Here is a 17244-nt window from a genome sequence, read left to right as displayed (position 1 = left end):
ATGAGCGCACTTCAGGATTTCTTCGCAGAGTTGTCCAAGCTCGACTCGACCAAGTTGGCGGGAGTGACCGCGTTTGCTGGAGCGACTGCCACGGTCGTCGGCGCAATAATCACCGGAATAGCCGCCAAGTTCTTCGTGGGTGCCCGCGACAAGCAGGACAGGGAAGTCGAGTGGCGCAAACATGCCATCGAACTCACCAAGCTGGATCTAGACCGCAAGTTGAAGACGAGATCGCCGACGGAAACGCAGCCGATACGGCCGAGCATTCTGGACTTCCTCGCGAATTACCGCGATCTGCAGGATCTCGACAAAGCGTCTCCGCGAGATCTTTATGTGACGATCAAAGCCAAGCGCATCAAGAAGAAAAGTCCAGAAGCGGTCGCTCCCGGCGGTGCCCTCAAGCCCGGCAGCGAGGCGCCAAAGGGTTCCGAGTACGACGACTGAAGCTCGTCCCCTCGCAATCGGTGTGCCGGCCCCGCGATACGAGTTGGCCGAAGTTAGGTCGGCAAGGCGATAGGAGCCCCACTCGTCTTGGTCCGAAGATCGACTTTCCAAAGCTGCCGGCGGTCGCGCCCGGTACCTAGGGTGATCTGCCATCGCGTAAAGCCCGCGGCCAAATCCCGACTGCACGTGGCCAGGTCGCGTGATACGGCGAATAGCTTCGTTTCCTGCATTCGATCAAAGCGCGCCGCCATGAAAAGACCGTCTCTCCGGCGAACCATTGCGCCGGGCGGATGAAACGATGACGTATCGACCGAGGTGATATCCATCTCGATCGAAACCGAGGGGATCAAGATCCCTTTGTAGCTTTCGTTCCCGCTGCTCGGAAAAGCGAGGAACTGATGCTCGCCGCTCAGAAAAACCGCGACTGGGCCGTCGGCCGCCGGAACGATCAGGAACGCTAGATCGTATTTTTCGACTGGCAGCACCAAAGTCGGCGCCTCAGCGGTCCCGATAAATCCGATGCTGAACTCCGACGCTGCGAGCATCTGTCACCTTCCCTGCAAACGTTCGATCAGTAGCGCCCAATAATACTCGGCTGCCCCCTCTTGCGACAGGTCGCGCGCGCCGCCGCGCTGCATTCCGAGGCATTTCAAATGAAGTTCATGCTCGTCGCTGCCGACCGACATCGACTCGTTGAGCGTATTGCTAGAGGTGCTTTCGCCAGCGTAATAGGCGATACCGCCGCCCAAACCGCCGATGAAGATCGTGCACCGTGAAATTACCTTGCCGTTCAGGTATATCCCAGCAGTGAAACGGTTTGCATCTATCCGCCGGAACGCCGTCTCTATTCCGGAATTCCGCTGTTGGAGCTCGGCCAACGAATTCTCGAAAAATTTGGCTATGAATTCGAAGCTCTCCTGTTTGAACTTGTCGTAGTCGCGGTCGGTGAATTGCTTCGCGAGGCGTAGGTTGCTTGATCGCGGAGAGGCCGGTTCTAACGACGACCGGCTCGTCGGAGGCATCGCAGTCGGCGCAGATTTCGCGGGCGAAGCGGGGTGGATGCGGCCCGCTGCCGCCCGGACGGCCTTGGCGACTTCAAGCATTGCTTGATCGCGGTCGGGAAACTGTGTGATAGGTTTCCCGTCCGTAGGCACCGCTTGAAGCCTGCCGAAGGGAGCGCCGTGCCAGTCGCACGCTCGAAGGATGATGGGGATCACGATGGCTTCACCCGCCTCGTGCCGCTGCATCGCCCGCATCATTTCCTTTTCGTAGCAATAATCGGACGCGAGGAAGTCTGAACTTACCAACAGCAGAATGATGTCGTCCGTTTCGACATGCTGGTCGATTTCCTTCGCGAAATCCTGGCCGGCTCCGATCCTTCGATCGTGCCAGACCTCGACCACACCTTGGCGCTTGAGCAGCGAGAGCTGTTTTTCGATTTGGTCTCGCAATGTCTCGTCGGCATGCGAATAGGAGAAGAAAACGCTTGGCAATGCGACACCTCCAATCGAACTGGGCGACACAATATAGGCAACGGAGAGAGATTCGACGACTGGCTAGGTGGTATTGACGGCAAAAACGTCCAGGGAGACGTTTTCGGGGCCAGCTGACAGATGAGGAGGGTTAATGCTAAAGCCTCAAGGCAACCTCTAAGACGGCACCTTCGATCTCGAGCTGCGGCTACCCGCAACGCTGGGGCATTGGGCTCATGTCGAAACGGTAGCCAGCGGGCACATTCTCCGCTCGACCTGGTTTACGGGCCTTCGCTTCGAGCATGGTCAGGCCGAGATCCGCGAGGCGCTGGCAAGTAGCAAGCCGTTATCATATCGCTTCCGCCGGGACGCCGGCGGCTCCTGGTTCGTGCCCGTCATGCTACGTTTGCCGACCGGGCAGTAGGCGACTTTTCCGCCGGCTGCCTCGGCCGACCTCAACGCCGATCATGTCGCGCTCACCTTGGTGGACGACCCCGGCAATCCGCTGACGAGCATCAAGGATGCGCCCGACCGGCCTGTCATACTGCGGCGGATTGAACTGCCGACTTATGGCAGTACACGCGCACAACGGACCGCTGCAGAATTTCCGACGCCTCTAAGATCTGCCCATGTTGGCCAGCGCGCCTCGCCCAGGTTCATGATGGACTTACTCGATGGTGCAGCTCTGAAACTCGCTCTGAGAGGACGCTCAATTCTCCGAGGCAATGTTCTGCGACGCCCAAGAGCGTCAAGCCGGCGATGATCGCGGTAACATCCCGCATTGCTTTTGCAGAATCGTAAGTCACATTGCCATTGCTGTAGTCCGTCGATGCGAACATCTGATGGTGACCAAGGGAATTTGGATGACACCGTTCGGAGAGGCGATTGTAGTGGCCTAAAGCTCCTGGCAGAAGCTTATCCAATTTTTCGATGTGGGTCATAACGTTCACTGATTTCAATTCCGGTGAGCCCTGCAACCATCCTTCGTCCCGGGTGGAGAAGATTCTATTCATCGTGAGTTCATTGAGGCCTTTCAGATCTTCCCCTTCGAGCAGTTTGCCCACCCGCCCTTGGAAATCGACAAGCAGGGCAATCGTTTCGACCACCGCGCGCGTGCAAAGGAACGCCGGCAGGGGTATTGCCGCATTCCACGATAGGGCTGTGCCCTCCGCTAGAGCGACAAGCCGGTAGAGAACGGCCTCAGCGAAGGTCTCGATTTTCCATGCAATCTTCGATCGGGCAAGGTGCCCCGCCACCGCGATTGTCTTCCGGCGTCGCTCGGCAAGCTCCACGATTTCCCTGTTGATTGCTGCCAACGATTTTGCGTCCTCGTCGGCCATGCCTGCGGGAATCCGGAACAGGTGGACCGAGGCGTCGGTCATGGCATTGCCATCAGGTCCCAGAGGCACAAGGTCCCCAGAGCGCCACGCATTTCGTCGGACTTGTGATTGACCTTGCCGGCTTCAATCCACTTTTGGACAACAGAGGGCGGCAGATTGACTCGCTGGATCAGTGGCAGCTCAGCAGCAATGAACACCGCGACTTCCTGAGGCGTGTTGCCGGACGCCTCGCCGACCTGTTGCAAGGATCGTCGGAAATTCGTCTCTATGAGGGTCGGCGGGATACCGCGCCTTGCGAGCGCCGAATTGAAGCGAATGCCATAAAACATCATGCCTCCACTATCGATGACTAGGGGGCGACCGCCACAAATTGGATGACCGAGATCACGCTAAAGACCGTTGCTACTGCGCCCATGAACATCAGGTATAGCACCAAGCCCACCTTCCATTTTGGATGGATAGGCTGTTGCATTGTAGGGATGGCTTTGGCTATTCCTTGTTTGGACCGTACCTGAATCAGGCTTGGCATCTCGGAATTGACCGTTAGCAAATCCATTCCAAGGAACTCTTTAGGGGCCAAGTTTGCTAACTCGATGATTAGACGGCCGTCAGGATTGATTTTTTCTTGGAAACCACGCTGAGGCCAGATGTTGAAGTGTTGTGGCCGCCAGTTGAAAACTATCTCTACATCCGTGGCCGCGTCTCGACCGAGATTCTGAACGAACAGGGATGTTGTTCGAATAGTCAGCTGTTTTCGATGAGGAGGGCCAACCTCGACGTGGTGAAATTTCTTCGCTAAGCATTGTGCGAGAGATGTGCTCTGACCAGATGAGCTTTGCTCTAGCCCGAAAAATGTTGGCAACCAATGCGGCGACTATCGGCACGAGAAGCGACACGATCTCGCGCGAATAGGTTTGGTAAAATGGCATTTTCAGAGAATCCCAGCCTGGCAGTAACGTAGCGCAACCTGTGCGCGCGCGATAGCGTCGCCGCCGGAAAGGTGTGGATTTTCTGCTAATCCTCTCCGAGGTCGATCAGTTCGTCCAGGACGTGATCTAGACTCCCCCCGTCCTGATCCGGCTCGACCAAGAAGGCACCGTAGAGCCAAAGGGTGAGAATTCATGACCGAGTGCAGACGGCGTTGTGCGTTCCCTTATAGTAGGTGGCATGCCATCCATCCCTGATCATATGCTGCCTCTCGTCGAGGTGCCACCCAGGCTTTCCAAATGCATTATGTCCTCGCATCACTCCGTGATTGCAAGAGCACGAGGCGCCGGGAGCCGTGTAGCGGGTGCAGGGTGAAAGTGCGAGGTTCTGCGCATAGGAGGGAGCTAGGCACATCAGCAGACTTGTGGCGAAAGCGGCTCGTAAAACGGGTCTCATGGAAACAGTCCAATCTGGTCTGCGGGAAGCGAGGGCTCAATGTACTCCGTTGGCCGTGCCTTTCGCGATCGCACGCGTCACGGCTTCAAGACGGGCTGCGATGTCGCTCATCCGGCGCGCCGCATCTTGAAGCGCGGCTACATCGGTCCGCCCCGTGCCAGTCGCGAGACTGAGGTCGTTCTGCAGGTGCTCGAATTCTGCCTTGCACCGATCTAGTTCCGTGAGAAGCATTGCGAATTCGTCCATTAGCGGTTCTCTCAGTCAAGATGGACGCGTGCCGGACGACCCCCTACCGGTCGTAGGTCCGGCCGCCAGTGCTAATGCCATAAAGTGTCGCCGAGTAAGGAAGTCGAGCCAGAATTGTCGCGTTCTTCGCTATCGCTCCTGCTGTGATACCGCGGCACAACAGCGTAACACCTCCGCTATTTCGTGCGCAGAACGCGTCTGGGCTATCGATGAATGCCAGCCCTTTTGCGCTGGTCCAGGGTTTGCGCAGCAAAATGACCGTGCGGCCTTCCGGAAGCGCGCCGATCGGTTGAATGACAAAGAACGATATGAATTGTGCGCCGATGATCAGCGCAACGATCGCAACCAGAACAGATAGCCACGCTTTCATGAGGCCGCCCCAAAACGCGTCAACAAACTCATTTGCCGGGCTTCATTGAGCTCGACTTAGATGTCGTCCAACGGCAGGTCTCTGCGATCCGATTCCTTGCGGCAGTGACGTCGTTCAAGAGGAATGCGCCGTCGCTGGATCTGCCTTGAAAACCAGTTGCTCTGATGAACAGCTTGCCTTGGTCCGGGAGCAATTTCATAAAGTCTCGAGCGCCAGGAATAAAAATCGCCCTTCCATTCGTGCTGCCGACGCCAGCCACACTTGCGGGCGAATCTCCATTGATCCGGATTAGGAGGTCGTAGCGATTTCCCGTGCCAGAAATAACGAAATCGGGCGGGATGAAGACGGCCTCGGATTTGTTCTCCCAGCATCTGAGGATCAGCAACGCTTCACCGGCTTCGCCCTGGAGCATTGCAACGAGCTGATCGCTGTCATCGATCGGGGATTTGCTCTCTTGGAACGTCCACTTACCTTTGACCGGGTTGGGCTCGGTGCTTGAGTCTTGATCTTCGGCTTTTCTCCCGATCGTATCGAAGCACTTCAGTCTGTCTGCATCGCTAGGGATCCTCTTGCAAACGGCGAAAGCCAGGGCTTCAAACTGAGCTTCGGCTGGCGGTCCCCATGTGGCCGAGATCCAAAGCGCCAGCAAGCCGGCAGCTGTCATTGACCTCATAATTCATTCCTTGTCAGCCAATTCGACTAAGCGCGCGCCGTCCCACCGATTGGCGTCAAAGCGCTTGGTTGCTCCTGCTGCGGGCTAAGTTCTTTTAAACCCTCAGTCTCCTTTAGAGTTTTGCCGCGCAACTCCCATTTTATCTGTTTCCATTCCTTCTTCAAAACGACCCTGCCTGCGGCCATCAATTTCGAATCGAGCGCAACGCGCGCGTCCTTATCTTTGGTTCTGAAAACCTCTTCCGCAACCTCCCAAAGATGACGCTGCTCTGTCTCATCAAGGTTTAACATTAGATCAAGTTGAGTGCCGAGCTCAGATACCTTTCGATAGTCCGTCGGTTCGTAACTCACCAAAACCGAATGGTATTCCGATAGAACTTTTCGAAGGTCGTGGACCCATTGAAGTCTCATGGTCGCGATGGCACGATCCCCAGCTGCTCTTGCGGTGAGAACTGCGGCGTCTGCAGACGCTTTGGCTGCCTCAGCCGACAGGCGGGCCGAAGTCCCTTGCCGCCAGCCTGTAATCAACGCGAAGCTGGCGGTCGTTAAACTCGCCACAAAGGCTAGTACTGCAGCAGAAAGCGCGACCTTTGTTCCGTCGTGAGATATCTCGGAAAGCCAACTCATTGATCAGTCGTTCCTCAAGTGAGTGCGAAGCCGCCACAACGCGCTGGAAGATCATTGGGACCATCCAAATTCCTGGTTTCAAGCACCGCGGTAGGGCTTGGGGCGCTGATCCTTATGAGATGAGTCCGCCTCGCCACGCAGATAACCGTACCACCCGCAATCATTACAGATCAGCACGTCGCAGCGGCCTGGATTCCATGTTGCAGAGACCAAGATGGATTTGACATTTGATTGATAGCAGCTGGTGCACAAGCTATGCGTCGGCTCTCCGTTATCAAAGCCTTCCTTCAAAGTGTAAGCAAGAACTCCGGGGCGCATCTCAGTGAGCTTGTAACGCTGCTTGTCTGCGTCCCAAGACTTCAGCTGGCGAAGCTCCGCAGCCAACTCATCCAGCTTTTGCTGGAGGGCAGACTGGGCCTGCTGTGCGTCGAGAATCTTTTCCTGAAGCTCCATGCGCGCTTCATTCAATCTGACGCGGTCATCTATGTCCTTGAGGCCTCTTGTCAGGTCCAAGGCGGACTTGAGTGCTGTGATGCCGCCGATAACTTCCCCAACCATTTCCGTTCCTCCCCGCGTCTATCCAAGCGCAACCGAAGGGAGAGTGCAAGCCGTAATGCATCGGCGCGCGTTGGGCTTTAGTGGAGGGGCGCACGCTAAGAAACGTACTGATCTAGAGCCATGGTGGCAAAAGATGCATCACGTTCGCTGGAAAACGGCAGCCGGGAAGCACAGGCGATTGTTCTCTGTTCGGCTATCTTGAAGTACCGCCTTGTCATGACGATACTTTTCGACCGCCCGGCGCAGCCTGCGCTTCTGCTCGGTTCGTGTTTGCAGCATCATGTTGGGGAATAGCTTGCGGATGGTATCTAGATCGGCACCATGAGCTAGCTTCTCCTCATTGAGGGAGAACCACCAAAGTTGAAATAATTGTTGCGCCGGCTATATGCGCGATACTAACGGCGGCGAAGCGGAATTCGCGCGAAAGATCGACGCTGACCGTGCGATCCTGCACTTCATCCAGGGGCGCCTCCGCCGGGATGAGTGGCTCTTGCGGCTGGACGTCCATCACCTGGAATCCAACCTTTGTTTTCATCTACATCGGGACATCCTCAAAGATGGATCGTCAAAGCACTACGCCTGGCTGCTGCCGATCGACTTCGATGTTCCGCCTGCCGAATGGAAGCTGCTCGCCGATGACGGGTCGGAGATGACCGTCGGCATGACTGTGACCTTCGTCCGCGGCAATGAGGAGACGACGCTCCTGGCGCTGAAACCTCCGCACAAGATGGCTTCCGGAGGAAAGGTAATTGTTGCCAGCGGCGGCGGTGGAAGCCGTCGATACGGAGCCTCCGTCTTCGGCGGCACCTTCAAGTACCTTCCACCGGAAACTGCCCTAACCGCGGCGGGGCTGCTATGGGCGTCGACGGCATGGCAGCCAGCCGACCCCTTCGACGTTCCTCCTCCCCGGACGCTCGTGCTTCCACCACATTGGACAACAGTTTTGGGAGCGGTTTCGGATGATTTTTGAGATTTAGGAGAGTCGTTGCGGCCGCTACGTGCGGGACGTCGATCGCGACGAGATCGCCTGGGCATATTTTCGTTGGGCACCGCGCCCAAGCTAGGCCGAACGCCGGTTGGCACGCATGCGGGCGGGCAAGCGGGTTCGCTGCGCCATCCGCTCTCGACCAGGTCGAGCCAAGAGCCAATGCCCTCAGACCTGCGGCAGTTCTCCAAGCCGCTACAGCGCGCGGGCAGCTAACCCTTCGTCCATCGAACACATCGAACGAGTCTACAAATAGCTCAGGTTTCCCTCTTGCAAGCCGCTGCCTTATGGTCGCGAAAATCGACGAGAGGTTCGATCATGAAGTTGTCCGTGAGATTCCCGTACATCGCAATGCGTGGCAGGATCGAGGACGACACGCTGCAGTTTGCTGATCTCGCTGTGGACATCGAGTCAATGAACGAGCGCGACGTCAAGCCTGCTCCCTTCCGCATCTCTAAAACCTCCAAATGGTCGAGGGAACCTTGGGATCCGGAGTTCGGTGCCCAGTTCGATGTCGCCGATTGCGTGGAATATCGGGGACGCTGCCTTATGGCTCTCGCCGCGTTCACTCGACGTGGAACGACGCTGACCCGTGCGGAAATCGCCGAAGTGCTCGAAGACTTCGTCGTCCGGCAGTTTTCAAAGTACGACGATGCTGGAAGTCGAGCGGGCGAGCCCGTAGAAGAAACGGCGGAACGTGTAGTACGGGAGATGGCGTCTCAATTGAGGATCCATGACGGCCGCCTGTATGTGGTGGACGTCGTTCCCGTTTATGCAGTCGTCGAAGAAGGGGATCCGCTCTGCCGTGGTGGTGACGGGAAGTTGTCGATCGAAATCGTGCCTTCACGGCAGATGATCCTGGAAGATTGGGAGTCTCCGCCAAGCTGTTCGGCACGCCTTGCGACTTCCATTCGTCGGAGTGCCCGCCAGTCATGTAGACGATCGGAAAGTCCGGATCGATCTCGCGGATCCGCCGAGCAAGGACCCAGCCATTCAGTCCGGCGCCGATGCCGATATCGGTGAGCAAGGCGCGATATACGGAGCCGTCGTCTTGGAAGCGGGAAAGCGCCTCTTCACCGGATGGCGCGATGTCGGCCTGGAATCCGCCGTCCGCGAGAGCCTCCTCGACGATTTGCTGGATGGAGACTTCATCCTCGGCCACCAGAATGCGAACGGGATCGGTCACTCACGGCTCCATTGCCGACCAGCCCGAAACGACTATCCGCCGGCGGCGTCGGGCGCCTCGTCACCGGCATCCTCGCGAGGTCGTTCGGCCTGCTCCTTCAAGTCGGCGGCCTTCTCGACCAGGCCGGCTGCGACCTCCGGATCGGCAACCGCTTTCGCGTATTTGAGCAGGGTCGCAGCCTGCCGGTTGAAATACTCTTGTCCCGCCACGTCTCCACCACGCACGGACCACGCGCCCACACCCAAAAGGAAAGTACAACGTCCGCGACTCGTTCCCGCGAAATGTACAAAAGTGAACATTTCGGGTCGGACCCGCCGAACGATTCCTTGTGCCGAATGTTGGCAGAGACGAGGAGGATAGCCGGCGCCAATGAGGAATCCGGTCAGCCCAGACGAGCTACCCGGCCGCGCCGTCGCGGCGGAGGTGGGAGAACGCCTGCAGCACATCATGGGGCTGGAGACGGAACTTCCGCCTTTCCTGAAATCCCTGCTCGATCGCCTGCGCGACTCGGAAGAGCGGCCCGCAAACTAGGCTAGTGATGCAGCACGCACTCGGACGCGCAGCCCCGGCCTGAGCCGTGGAGCCCAGTCCGCGAGCTTCCCAGGCAAATGGTCACCCCCGACCGCAACACGGATCCTTAACCGGGTGTCGGCACGCTTGCGGTGAGACAAGCGGCTTCGCCGCCGTCTGCCGTCTCAACCGATCCCTACGCGTTCCCAGCGCGGGGACGGGTCTCCCACTAATCGGTTGCCAGCTCCCGGCGAGCTGCAACAAGGCATTTACCAACCTGCTACCGAGTGCTGCGCAGGCAAGCCGAAGTTAAGACGTTGCTGGGAACGTGCTGCGAACGGAGCAGCCGCCTTGACGCCAAACAGCCGCCGAGAAGTGGGCAAATCTCGCGTCCCGCTATGGGCCGCGGGCTTCGTCGCATTGGCTTGCGTTGCCATCCTCACCCTGAGCGGATGGAGGGAATGGGAGGCCCGTCAGGTCGATCTGAGAAACGCGGAAGTCGATATGGCCAATCTGGCCAGTTCGCTCACGCAGCACGCCGAGGACATGTTCGAACTTGCGGACACCATCCTCGCCGGCATGGTCGATCGGATGGAGGTCGGCGGAACGAGCGCCGGCGCAGTGACCAAGATCCAGACGTTTCTTCAGGCCCGCAAATACAACAGGAAGCGCATCCGAGGCATCTTCGTTTACGACGAAACGGGGCGCTGGCTGGCCACCACCGAGGACGTCGATCTGGCTGGCCTGAACAACAGCGACCGCGACTACTTCCAGCAGCACCGCGCGTCGTCTGATCGCGGCACGCTGATCGGCCGACCTGTCAAAAGCCGTTCGGGTGGTCAGTGGATCATCACCGCGTCTCGACGGTTCAATCATCCGGACGGCAGTTTCGCTGGTGTGGTGCTGACGAGCATCGACGTCGCGTACTTCGCCGAGTTCTACAAAAAGTTCGATATCGGGCCGAACGGGGCGGTGTCCCTGCTCAGCGTCGACGGAATTATGTTGGCGCGCAGCGGCGACGACCAGGGCACCTACGTCGGACGAGACCTGTCCAAAACGCCGCTCTTTTTGAATTTGCACAAGGGACCGGACGCCGGCGTCTCCTACTTCAAGTCTCCGCTCGATGGGCGGCAACGTCTGAGTTTCTATCGGCTGAGCACCCGTTATCCGATCCTGACCGTCGCCACCAAGGCAGAGGACGACGTTCTCGAGCCGTGGCGTCGACAGGCCGCCCTGCGCATGAGCATCGTCACCGGCCTGACGCTGGCGATCGCGCTAATCGGGTTTTTTCTGGTGCGCTACCTCTCGCAACGGCAACGCATGGCGGTGGCGTTGGTGGCAAAGGAGGCCGACTTTCGCCTGTTGGCCGAGCAGTCGAGCGACATCGTCATGCGCATCGGCTTGGACGAGCGTATCCTTTACGTCTCGCCATCCTGCACGCGCGTTCTCGGGTGGGAGCCTGCCAAGCTGCTCGGCACGCCGGCGCTCGCCGGTATCAATCCTGAGGACAGACCGCGAGTGGAGCAGGCGATCACCTCCCTCAAGAGAGGTGAAGCCGAAGAGGCGCGGATCATCTACCGGACCCGCACGCGGGAGAAGACCGAGATCTGGGTCGAGACGGCGCTACGGGTAACCCGGTCCGCGCTCGGCAACGAGATCGACGGAGTGGTCGCCATCTCACGCGACATGACGGAGCAAAAGGATCTGCAGGACAAGCTGGCGGCGCTTGCCACCTCCGACGGTCTGACCGGACTGGCAAACCGCCGCCACTTCGACGAACGCCTTGCCGAGGAATGGGCCCGGGCCAAGCGCGATGGAAAGCCACTTTCCTTGCTACTGATCGACGTGGACCACTTCAAGAAGTTCAACGACCAATACGGCCACCAGGCAGGCGACGCCTGCCTGCGCTCCCTGGGCAGGATTTTGGCCGAGCAGGTTCGCAGGCCCGCCGACCTGGCGGCTCGGTACGGCGGCGAGGAGTTTGCGCTGTTGCTGCCCAACACCGGCGCGGACGGATGCGCCGAGATGAGTGAGCGAGTTCGGAACGCGCTGCGCGAGCTCGGCATGCTGCACGCGCTGAATGCTCCTTCCAAGCTCGTCACGGTCAGCCTCGGAGGCGCCACCAACACCCCCATCCAAGGCATGACCGAAGACGCCCTTGTCGCGACAGCGGACCGGGCGCTCTATGCGGCAAAGGAAAGCGGTCGCGATCGGCTGGTGATGGCAGGTCAGATTATCCCTTGGCCCGGCGCAAAGAGCGCTTGAGCGAGGCCCTCCTGTCCGCCAAGGCGCAAGCGCGCCGCATGCAACTCTTCCGGCGCGCACTCAGTGTGCTGAAGGCCCGACGAACCTAGGCCCGTCCGCCCGGCGGATATTTGCGCGAGAACCTGCCCTGTCGTGCGGTGCGGCTGTATTCAAACTCGCAACCGTGGGCGCGGGCGAAGACCTCAGCCTTCGAAATTGCGATTGCGCCCGTGCCGCCGAATCCGCGTTCTATGTAGCGCGCTGGAACTAGCAGCCCGGCATCCGACTCAAGGCCGTCAAGAACGGTCGCAACCTCACCAGAAGTTCTTCGGGAGTCTCCATGCGCACCAATTATGTGATGCGAATGGCGCACGCAATTGAAAAGCGCCTACGTCTTGCCTGGACTGGTTTGCTGATGACCTCTCGAATGACGGCAGCTTCCGGTCGTTCCAAAGAAGTCGTTCCTATAGTTGCGCGTATGCTCATCCGCTTTTGCCACGCGACGAACTTTGGAACGGCGGATAGCGCCATCATTGAGACGGAGCGCTTGCGTGCGAGAGCACACCGCAGAAATCAGTGCTGCAGTTGGAGGAAGAAGATGGCTGAGCTTGTCGTCGTAGGATTCGAAACGCCGAACGAGGCTGACCACGTCCTGACCGAACTTGCACGGCTTCAGAAGGAATATCTCATTGATCTTGAGGATGCGGTGGTGGCGACCCGGGGACCGGATGGGAAGCTGCGCTTAAAGCAGAGCGTCGATTTGGTCGGAGTCGGGGCCGCGTCCGGCGGCCTGTGGGGCGCGATGTGGGGTTCGCTTGTCGGCCTGTTGTTCCTCAACCCTCTGCTTGGTCTCGCGACTGGCGCCGCCTTGGGAGCTGGCGCGGGAGCCCTCTCCGGGAAACTTGCGGATTACGGCATCGATGATGACTTCATCCGTTCAGTCGGAAGCAACATACCACCCAACAGCTCCGCTCTGTTCGTGTTGGTTCGCAAGGTCCAGCCGGAGAAGGTCCTCGAAGAACTGAAGAGATTCAAGGGCCGGGTCATCCGGTCGTCCCTGTCGCCGGAACAGGAAGCTCGCCTACAGGCGGCGCTTTCGCACTCTAACGTGTCGATGCCGGGGGCGAGCGCAAGTTCCGCTTCAGGTTAGCCGTTACCCGCTCGCGCGGCAGGTTCGGCGCGGCATCGTCCAGTCTGGGCGGCTTCAGGTGCTGAAGCAACCGCGCCATTGCGGGCAATCAGACGCTCCGCTGCGAGCGCGGCATTGGTGGACAGCACTGTTGCACGGCCTGACGTAGGATCACTCTAAGACTTGATCCGGTCGGCATGGAGCAGCAGTTCGCGCAGAAGCTCCCGCCGTCTCTTCTGGCGAAGGGCGCCTAAATAGGCGAAGGAGGCGCTTGATCATACTGCTCTCTCCGCGTTTCAGCTGGCGTGATCTTGGGCGATGTCCGTAGAACGATCACGAACTCCCGACAGGGTTCGCAAGTAAACATCTTTTCCGAGCGTGTCATTGGTTTCGAGCAGCGCGGGCACCAAACTCCTCTCCGATGCCGAAGTCTCAGATATTGTGGACCGGCGCTTTTCTTTCACTCATCAATTCGGTGGGCGCCATCCGCTGGCAGCGTTCTCTTAATCAGAACCCTTCCTAATCCGGGAAGACGATGCCCCTCTTCCGCGATATCCGCAGCAAATTGCGTCAGAAGTTCCCACTGTTGTGAAAGGCCACTTCTTTCATGGGCGCCCGCCACCGGCAGAGCGTGCCAACCGCAGCGAGTGGGCGCGATAACATAGGTAAAAATTCAAAAAACATCCGGGCAGGAACTGCAGCTTCCTTCCGATTGCGCCCGTGTTTTACGCCTCAGGCGAAGACGCTGGGGTCGGTTGTTGCCCCGCAACCGACCTCCCGAGTCTCTTGCCTGACGTCTGCAACCCAAGAGGAAGTCCCGACCGTTCCGGTCACGCCGGCGCCTCAGCGATAGGGCGACAATATGGGATGCTTCAAGTTAGCGTCCCATGTCAGCGAAGCTCGGTGCGGTGCCGGCGCGTTCTGCACTAGCCATTCGGAAGGCCGAAGGGCCCTCCCTTATCCGCGCAGGAACGTCCCCCGCCATAACGCATTTTTCGGAAGTCACTACGGGAGAAGACCGATGAACGAGCATCCGGAACTGGCAACTGCACTGCTCGCTGTTGCGTTTTCTGCTGTGGTGCTGGTCACGGGGCAGCTTTACATGGAGCACCGCACAACGCAAGAAATGCGCGTGACACAACAAGCAAGCGTCAAGGAAGGAGTAGACCTTCGCCGCGTCAGCCAGGTCAGTCCCTACATGAGGTCAGAACGTTAACCGGAATGATCAAGCTCAAGCCGGTGGACTAGCTGGTTGAGAGACCTGTTTTCGTCGATGCTCGCAAAGATCGGGCCGCTGAGTTGGCGTCCTTGTCGAGCCGCCTGGATCAGTTGCTACGCACCCCACGGATTCACGACAACCGACATCCGGCAAATTCCGCGGCGCCAGGCCGTTGGTCTCGGTGATCGACGCAATATGCGGCGCTTCTTAACTTGGATCAATGCGCTCGCGCTTAACTGACCACAACGGCCGGTTTTGAGCTCGCAGGACTGGCTTCATCCCTGATAAGTTATTTTGTATCCCCGGCAGATATCATTGGGCGCCGGTGCTGAGAGTTCAAGCGACTCCCGCCTATCAGGCCGGAGTGGCGCGTCGTCATTCAGGTCGCACGAGGGTGATCCGATGTCGGCAAATCTTGCGTCAGCGCTCATCACCAAACTCGCTGTGTCGAACCATCTGGATGGCGAAGACATCCGTGCCATTCAGAGCCTGCGGATTCGTGAGCGGCATCTCGGCGCCCGTGAAATTATCGTCGCGGATGGCGATCGTCCCGGCGAGTGCTGCCTGATAGTCGAGGGGTTTGCCTCGCGCTCAAAAACGACCGCCGACGGAGAGCGACAGGTCCTCTCTTTGCATATTCCGGGCGACATACCTGACCTTCAAAGCCTTCACCTCGGGATCATGGACCACGATCTGGTCAGCCTTTCGCCTTGCACGCTTGGGTTCATTTCGCACGCCGAGCTGACCGAGGTGACGGCACGACACCCGCACCTGGCCGCGGCCTTGTGGCGAGAGACGCTGATCGATGGTTCTATTTTCCGAGAATGGATCGTGAATGTCGGGCGGCGGGCCGCGCTGCAGCGAATGGCTCACCTGTTGATCGAAGTGCACGAGCGACTTGAAGCAATCGGACGCACTCGCGGCGGAGAGTTTAGCTTGCCCATCACTCAAATTGATCTTGGCGACTGTTTGGGACTTTCAGTGGTCCATACGAACCGTACCCTTCAAGCTCTGCGCGGTGAACGGTTGGTGGAAACGGACAGATCCGGCTTCAACTTGCTCGACCAGGAACGCTTGAAAGAGCTGGCAGGGTTCGATCGGACCTATCTGCATCTAACGCCAAGCGGTTAGAATCGAAGCTGCGGATCGAGGCGGCGAGCAACAGGACGGCCCATGTGTGAGAAGTGCATCCAATTCGAGAACAAGATCGAACGATACCGCGAGATGGCTTGTCGCGTGAATGACGCGATAGCGACAACGGGAATCGCCGAGCTGGTCGCGGATCTGGTCGCAAAAAAGGCTGAACTACACTCCGAGGACGAAGGGTAAGGCCAGCATGCGTGACAAGGACACCAGCAAGGAACCGCCGCCCGTACCTGAGCTCTCCCCGAGGAGGAAGCCCGGCAGGTGATTCAAGAGCACATTGACGATCAGCGGGCGCTTGCCGAGAAGCTACGCCGACGCCTCAGCTATATTCGGCGCGCGCCGCTCGATTGAGAACAGGTCAATGCCGCACGACCGGCGCCTCGCGAAGCGCACTCCTGCCGATCTGCTTCAACCCGTCAACCGATGTCTCGCCCTTGCTGGCGGCTTCGAGGATCATGGAGGCAACGTGGGTGCGGGCAGAGGTCTCGTAGCGTGACACGCTTTCGCACACTTCGTCGAGAACCGCGCGCAAAAGCGCGGTGGTTTCAGCATCGAACATCGGAGGTCTCCCCAGCGAAAGCAGCATTCTGCCTGAACCCGGCCAGCCGCGGATTCACGCAAGTTACGGTCAACGAAAAATTCTGCAGAAGGACTGGGAAGAATGAGCGTGGCCCCGCCTTTTGGGGCTGGGGGGCTTGATGGCGGAGCCACGCGGGCCGTGCATTCGCGCCGGCCCGTCACATCAACGGTATCCGGCCGAGCCCGTTCCATGCTCGACACCAACACCGCGCGCAGCGAAGGCCTACGGCTCCGGAGGGCGCAGCGGGCCGTCCGCCCACTTGCGGGCGGCGGGGTCGCATAGCGGGTCATCGTGGCAATTGGTGCATACGTACCGCGGCGGCCGTTCCGAAGCTTCGTCGGACACAGCTTTCATCGGCTTGCCGCACGCCGGGCACGCCTTCCGGACCGGATGGAGCATGGCCATCTGTTTTTCCCCTGCCACGGCACTCTAGTTCAGCCGAGATCGCGATCTCAAGCTGGCCGATAAAAATTAGGTCACGCACTGTTGCGCGCGTTTTTGACTCCGTCGCCGCACAGCACTCAACTCTGGGCAGTGATGTTGAGGGGCGTGTCATGGAGCAGGAGTTCTACCGAGGTCTGGCCCAAAGGGTCCGAGGTATGGCGGAGAAAGCCGATCCGTTCACCCGGCGTCGTCTCCTAGATCTCGCCAAACGGTATGACAGCAGGGGCGGTCAGCCCTCGGCATCCGGACCGACCGAGCGGCCGCTGCCGACGCCTCGCACGCCGCCTGCAGCGACTTTCTCTGGACCCGGCGAGGCCTGACGCCCACACCCGTGTCGTTCTTGATGGTGCCGCACCGCGCACGCGATGAAGCCTGGCGCCGCAGCGCGCGAGAGATCTGCCGACTGACGCTTCCCCAGGACCAAGCTCACGTACCCAGCCGGTGGTCCTGGCTTCACCGGCGAGGATTTGATGCCGTGAGCGGGTGCGGCATCGCGTTTCCCCCTGAACGTGATCCTAGCGGTTTGGAAGGGGGTGGGAGGAGGCGCTGCGCCTTGCACCAAGAACGAACTGCCGCGGGGGGGCACCCTTCCGGCAGGTTGTCCTCGGCAGCCCCGCGTAGGCGAGTGAGCTCCGACCACGCCAGCGCGGCGGTGATCCATCTCTGCCGTTCTAACCCATCGGCTTCGG

Annotated in this window: 22 protein-coding genes; 9 read left to right on the top strand and 13 right to left on the bottom strand. The window is 59.2% G+C overall.

Annotated features, from left to right (window positions below; all coding sequences use genetic code 11):
* The gene (locus RX329_RS32475) at positions 1 to 444 is read left to right on the top strand and encodes a hypothetical protein (RefSeq protein WP_085358182.1); all 444 of its coding nucleotides are present in this window, start codon (positions 1 to 3) and stop codon (positions 442 to 444) included.
* A 53-nt stretch (positions 445 to 497) separates the two neighbouring features.
* Here RX329_RS32475 and RX329_RS32470 read toward each other — a convergent pair whose 3' ends face one another.
* The 10 genes from RX329_RS32470 to RX329_RS32425 form a co-directional block, all read right to left on the bottom strand.
* Positions 498 to 989 (bottom strand): hypothetical protein, encoded by a 492-nt coding sequence (locus tag RX329_RS32470; protein ID WP_085358184.1) that lies wholly within the window; start codon positions 987 to 989, stop codon positions 498 to 500.
* A 3-nt stretch (positions 990 to 992) separates the two neighbouring features.
* Positions 993 to 1937, bottom strand: coding sequence for a toll/interleukin-1 receptor domain-containing protein (locus RX329_RS32465; RefSeq protein ID WP_085358186.1), 945 nt, complete (start codon positions 1935 to 1937; stop codon positions 993 to 995).
* A gap of 635 nt (positions 1938 to 2572) precedes the next feature.
* Complete coding sequence (locus tag RX329_RS32460; protein WP_085358188.1) at positions 2573 to 3298, bottom strand: hypothetical protein; 726 nt, start codon at positions 3296 to 3298, stop codon at positions 2573 to 2575.
* A complete protein-coding gene (locus RX329_RS32455) occupies positions 3295 to 3588 on the bottom strand; it encodes a hypothetical protein (protein WP_085358190.1) in 294 nt (97 codons plus the stop codon). Before RX329_RS32455 ends, RX329_RS32460 begins: the two co-directional genes overlap by 4 nt.
* Positions 3589 to 3605: 17 nt before the next feature.
* Entirely contained in the window at positions 3606 to 4118 is a 513-nt protein-coding gene (locus RX329_RS32450; protein ID WP_143274158.1) for a hypothetical protein, read from the bottom strand.
* 557 nt (positions 4119 to 4675) lie between these two features.
* Complete coding sequence (locus RX329_RS32445) at positions 4676 to 4885, bottom strand: hypothetical protein (RefSeq protein WP_161494810.1); 210 nt, start codon at positions 4883 to 4885, stop codon at positions 4676 to 4678.
* Between the two features lie 43 nt (positions 4886 to 4928).
* The gene (locus RX329_RS32440) at positions 4929 to 5255 is read right to left on the bottom strand and encodes a hypothetical protein (RefSeq protein ID WP_085358194.1); all 327 of its coding nucleotides are present in this window, start codon (positions 5253 to 5255) and stop codon (positions 4929 to 4931) included.
* A 28-nt stretch (positions 5256 to 5283) separates the two neighbouring features.
* Positions 5284 to 5928 carry a type VI secretion system-associated protein TagO gene (locus RX329_RS32435; protein ID WP_085358196.1) on the bottom strand — a complete coding sequence of 215 codons (645 nt, stop codon included), beginning with the start codon at positions 5926 to 5928 and terminating at the stop codon, positions 5284 to 5286.
* Positions 5929 to 5954: 26 nt separating this feature from the next.
* Positions 5955 to 6554 (bottom strand): hypothetical protein, encoded by a 600-nt coding sequence (locus tag RX329_RS32430; RefSeq protein ID WP_085358198.1) that lies wholly within the window; start codon positions 6552 to 6554, stop codon positions 5955 to 5957.
* 78 nt (positions 6555 to 6632) lie between these two features.
* A complete protein-coding gene (locus RX329_RS32425) occupies positions 6633 to 7112 on the bottom strand; it encodes a hypothetical protein (RefSeq protein ID WP_085358200.1) in 480 nt (159 codons plus the stop codon).
* A gap of 120 nt (positions 7113 to 7232) precedes the next feature.
* Here RX329_RS32425 and RX329_RS32420 point away from each other — a divergent pair, with 120 nt between their 5' ends.
* Both RX329_RS32420 and RX329_RS32415 read left to right on the top strand, forming a co-directional pair.
* Positions 7233 to 7406, top strand: a complete 174-nt coding sequence (locus RX329_RS32420; protein WP_161494812.1) for a hypothetical protein — start codon at positions 7233 to 7235, stop codon at positions 7404 to 7406.
* 91 nt (positions 7407 to 7497) lie between these two features.
* Positions 7498 to 8082, top strand: a complete 585-nt coding sequence (locus RX329_RS32415; RefSeq protein WP_085358202.1) for a hypothetical protein — start codon at positions 7498 to 7500, stop codon at positions 8080 to 8082.
* 580 nt (positions 8083 to 8662) lie between these two features.
* Here RX329_RS32415 and RX329_RS42085 read toward each other — a convergent pair.
* Both RX329_RS42085 and RX329_RS32405 read right to left on the bottom strand, forming a co-directional pair.
* Entirely contained in the window at positions 8663 to 9259 is a 597-nt protein-coding gene (locus RX329_RS42085) for a response regulator (RefSeq protein ID WP_410706530.1), read from the bottom strand.
* Positions 9260 to 9315: 56 nt separating this feature from the next.
* On the bottom strand, positions 9316 to 9492 hold the full coding sequence (locus RX329_RS32405; RefSeq protein ID WP_161494813.1) for a hypothetical protein: 177 nt from the start codon (positions 9490 to 9492) through the stop codon (positions 9316 to 9318).
* Between the two features lie 160 nt (positions 9493 to 9652).
* On the opposite strand from RX329_RS32405, the gene RX329_RS32400 reads away from it, so the two are divergent.
* The 5 genes from RX329_RS32400 to RX329_RS32380 all read left to right on the top strand — a co-directional run bounded on the left by RX329_RS32400 (position 9653) and on the right by RX329_RS32380 (position 15516).
* Positions 9653 to 9814, top strand: coding sequence for a hypothetical protein (locus tag RX329_RS32400; protein ID WP_161494814.1), 162 nt, complete (start codon positions 9653 to 9655; stop codon positions 9812 to 9814).
* A gap of 330 nt (positions 9815 to 10144) precedes the next feature.
* Complete coding sequence (locus RX329_RS32395) at positions 10145 to 12058, top strand: diguanylate cyclase (RefSeq protein ID WP_085358210.1); 1914 nt, start codon at positions 10145 to 10147, stop codon at positions 12056 to 12058.
* A gap of 577 nt (positions 12059 to 12635) precedes the next feature.
* Positions 12636 to 13187: a DUF1269 domain-containing protein gene (locus RX329_RS32390; RefSeq protein ID WP_085358253.1), complete on the top strand. Its 552-nt coding sequence runs from the start codon at positions 12636 to 12638 to the stop codon at positions 13185 to 13187.
* 1000 nt (positions 13188 to 14187) lie between these two features.
* The gene (locus RX329_RS32385; RefSeq protein WP_085358212.1) at positions 14188 to 14382 is read left to right on the top strand and encodes a hypothetical protein; all 195 of its coding nucleotides are present in this window, start codon (positions 14188 to 14190) and stop codon (positions 14380 to 14382) included.
* 405 nt (positions 14383 to 14787) lie between these two features.
* Positions 14788 to 15516 (top strand): Crp/Fnr family transcriptional regulator, encoded by a 729-nt coding sequence (locus tag RX329_RS32380; RefSeq protein ID WP_085358214.1) that lies wholly within the window; start codon positions 14788 to 14790, stop codon positions 15514 to 15516.
* Positions 15517 to 15889: 373 nt separating this feature from the next.
* Here the strand turns inward: RX329_RS32380 and RX329_RS32375 are convergent, their stop codons facing one another.
* Positions 15890 to 16090: a hypothetical protein gene (locus tag RX329_RS32375; protein WP_085358216.1), complete on the bottom strand. Its 201-nt coding sequence runs from the start codon at positions 16088 to 16090 to the stop codon at positions 15890 to 15892.
* 575 nt (positions 16091 to 16665) lie between these two features.
* Here RX329_RS32375 and RX329_RS32370 point away from each other — a divergent pair.
* Positions 16666 to 16875 carry a hypothetical protein gene (locus tag RX329_RS32370; RefSeq protein WP_085358220.1) on the top strand — a complete coding sequence of 70 codons (210 nt, stop codon included), beginning with the start codon at positions 16666 to 16668 and terminating at the stop codon, positions 16873 to 16875.
* The last annotated feature ends 369 nt before the right edge of the window (positions 16876 to 17244 follow it).

It is taken from the genome of Bradyrhizobium sp. BWC-3-1, assembly GCF_032917965.1.
GTDB classification, from domain to species: Bacteria; Pseudomonadota; Alphaproteobacteria; order Rhizobiales; family Xanthobacteraceae; genus Bradyrhizobium; species Bradyrhizobium canariense_D.
Note: the sequence above shows the minus strand (reverse complement) of the source record. Positions and strands in the feature narration are given on the sequence as shown.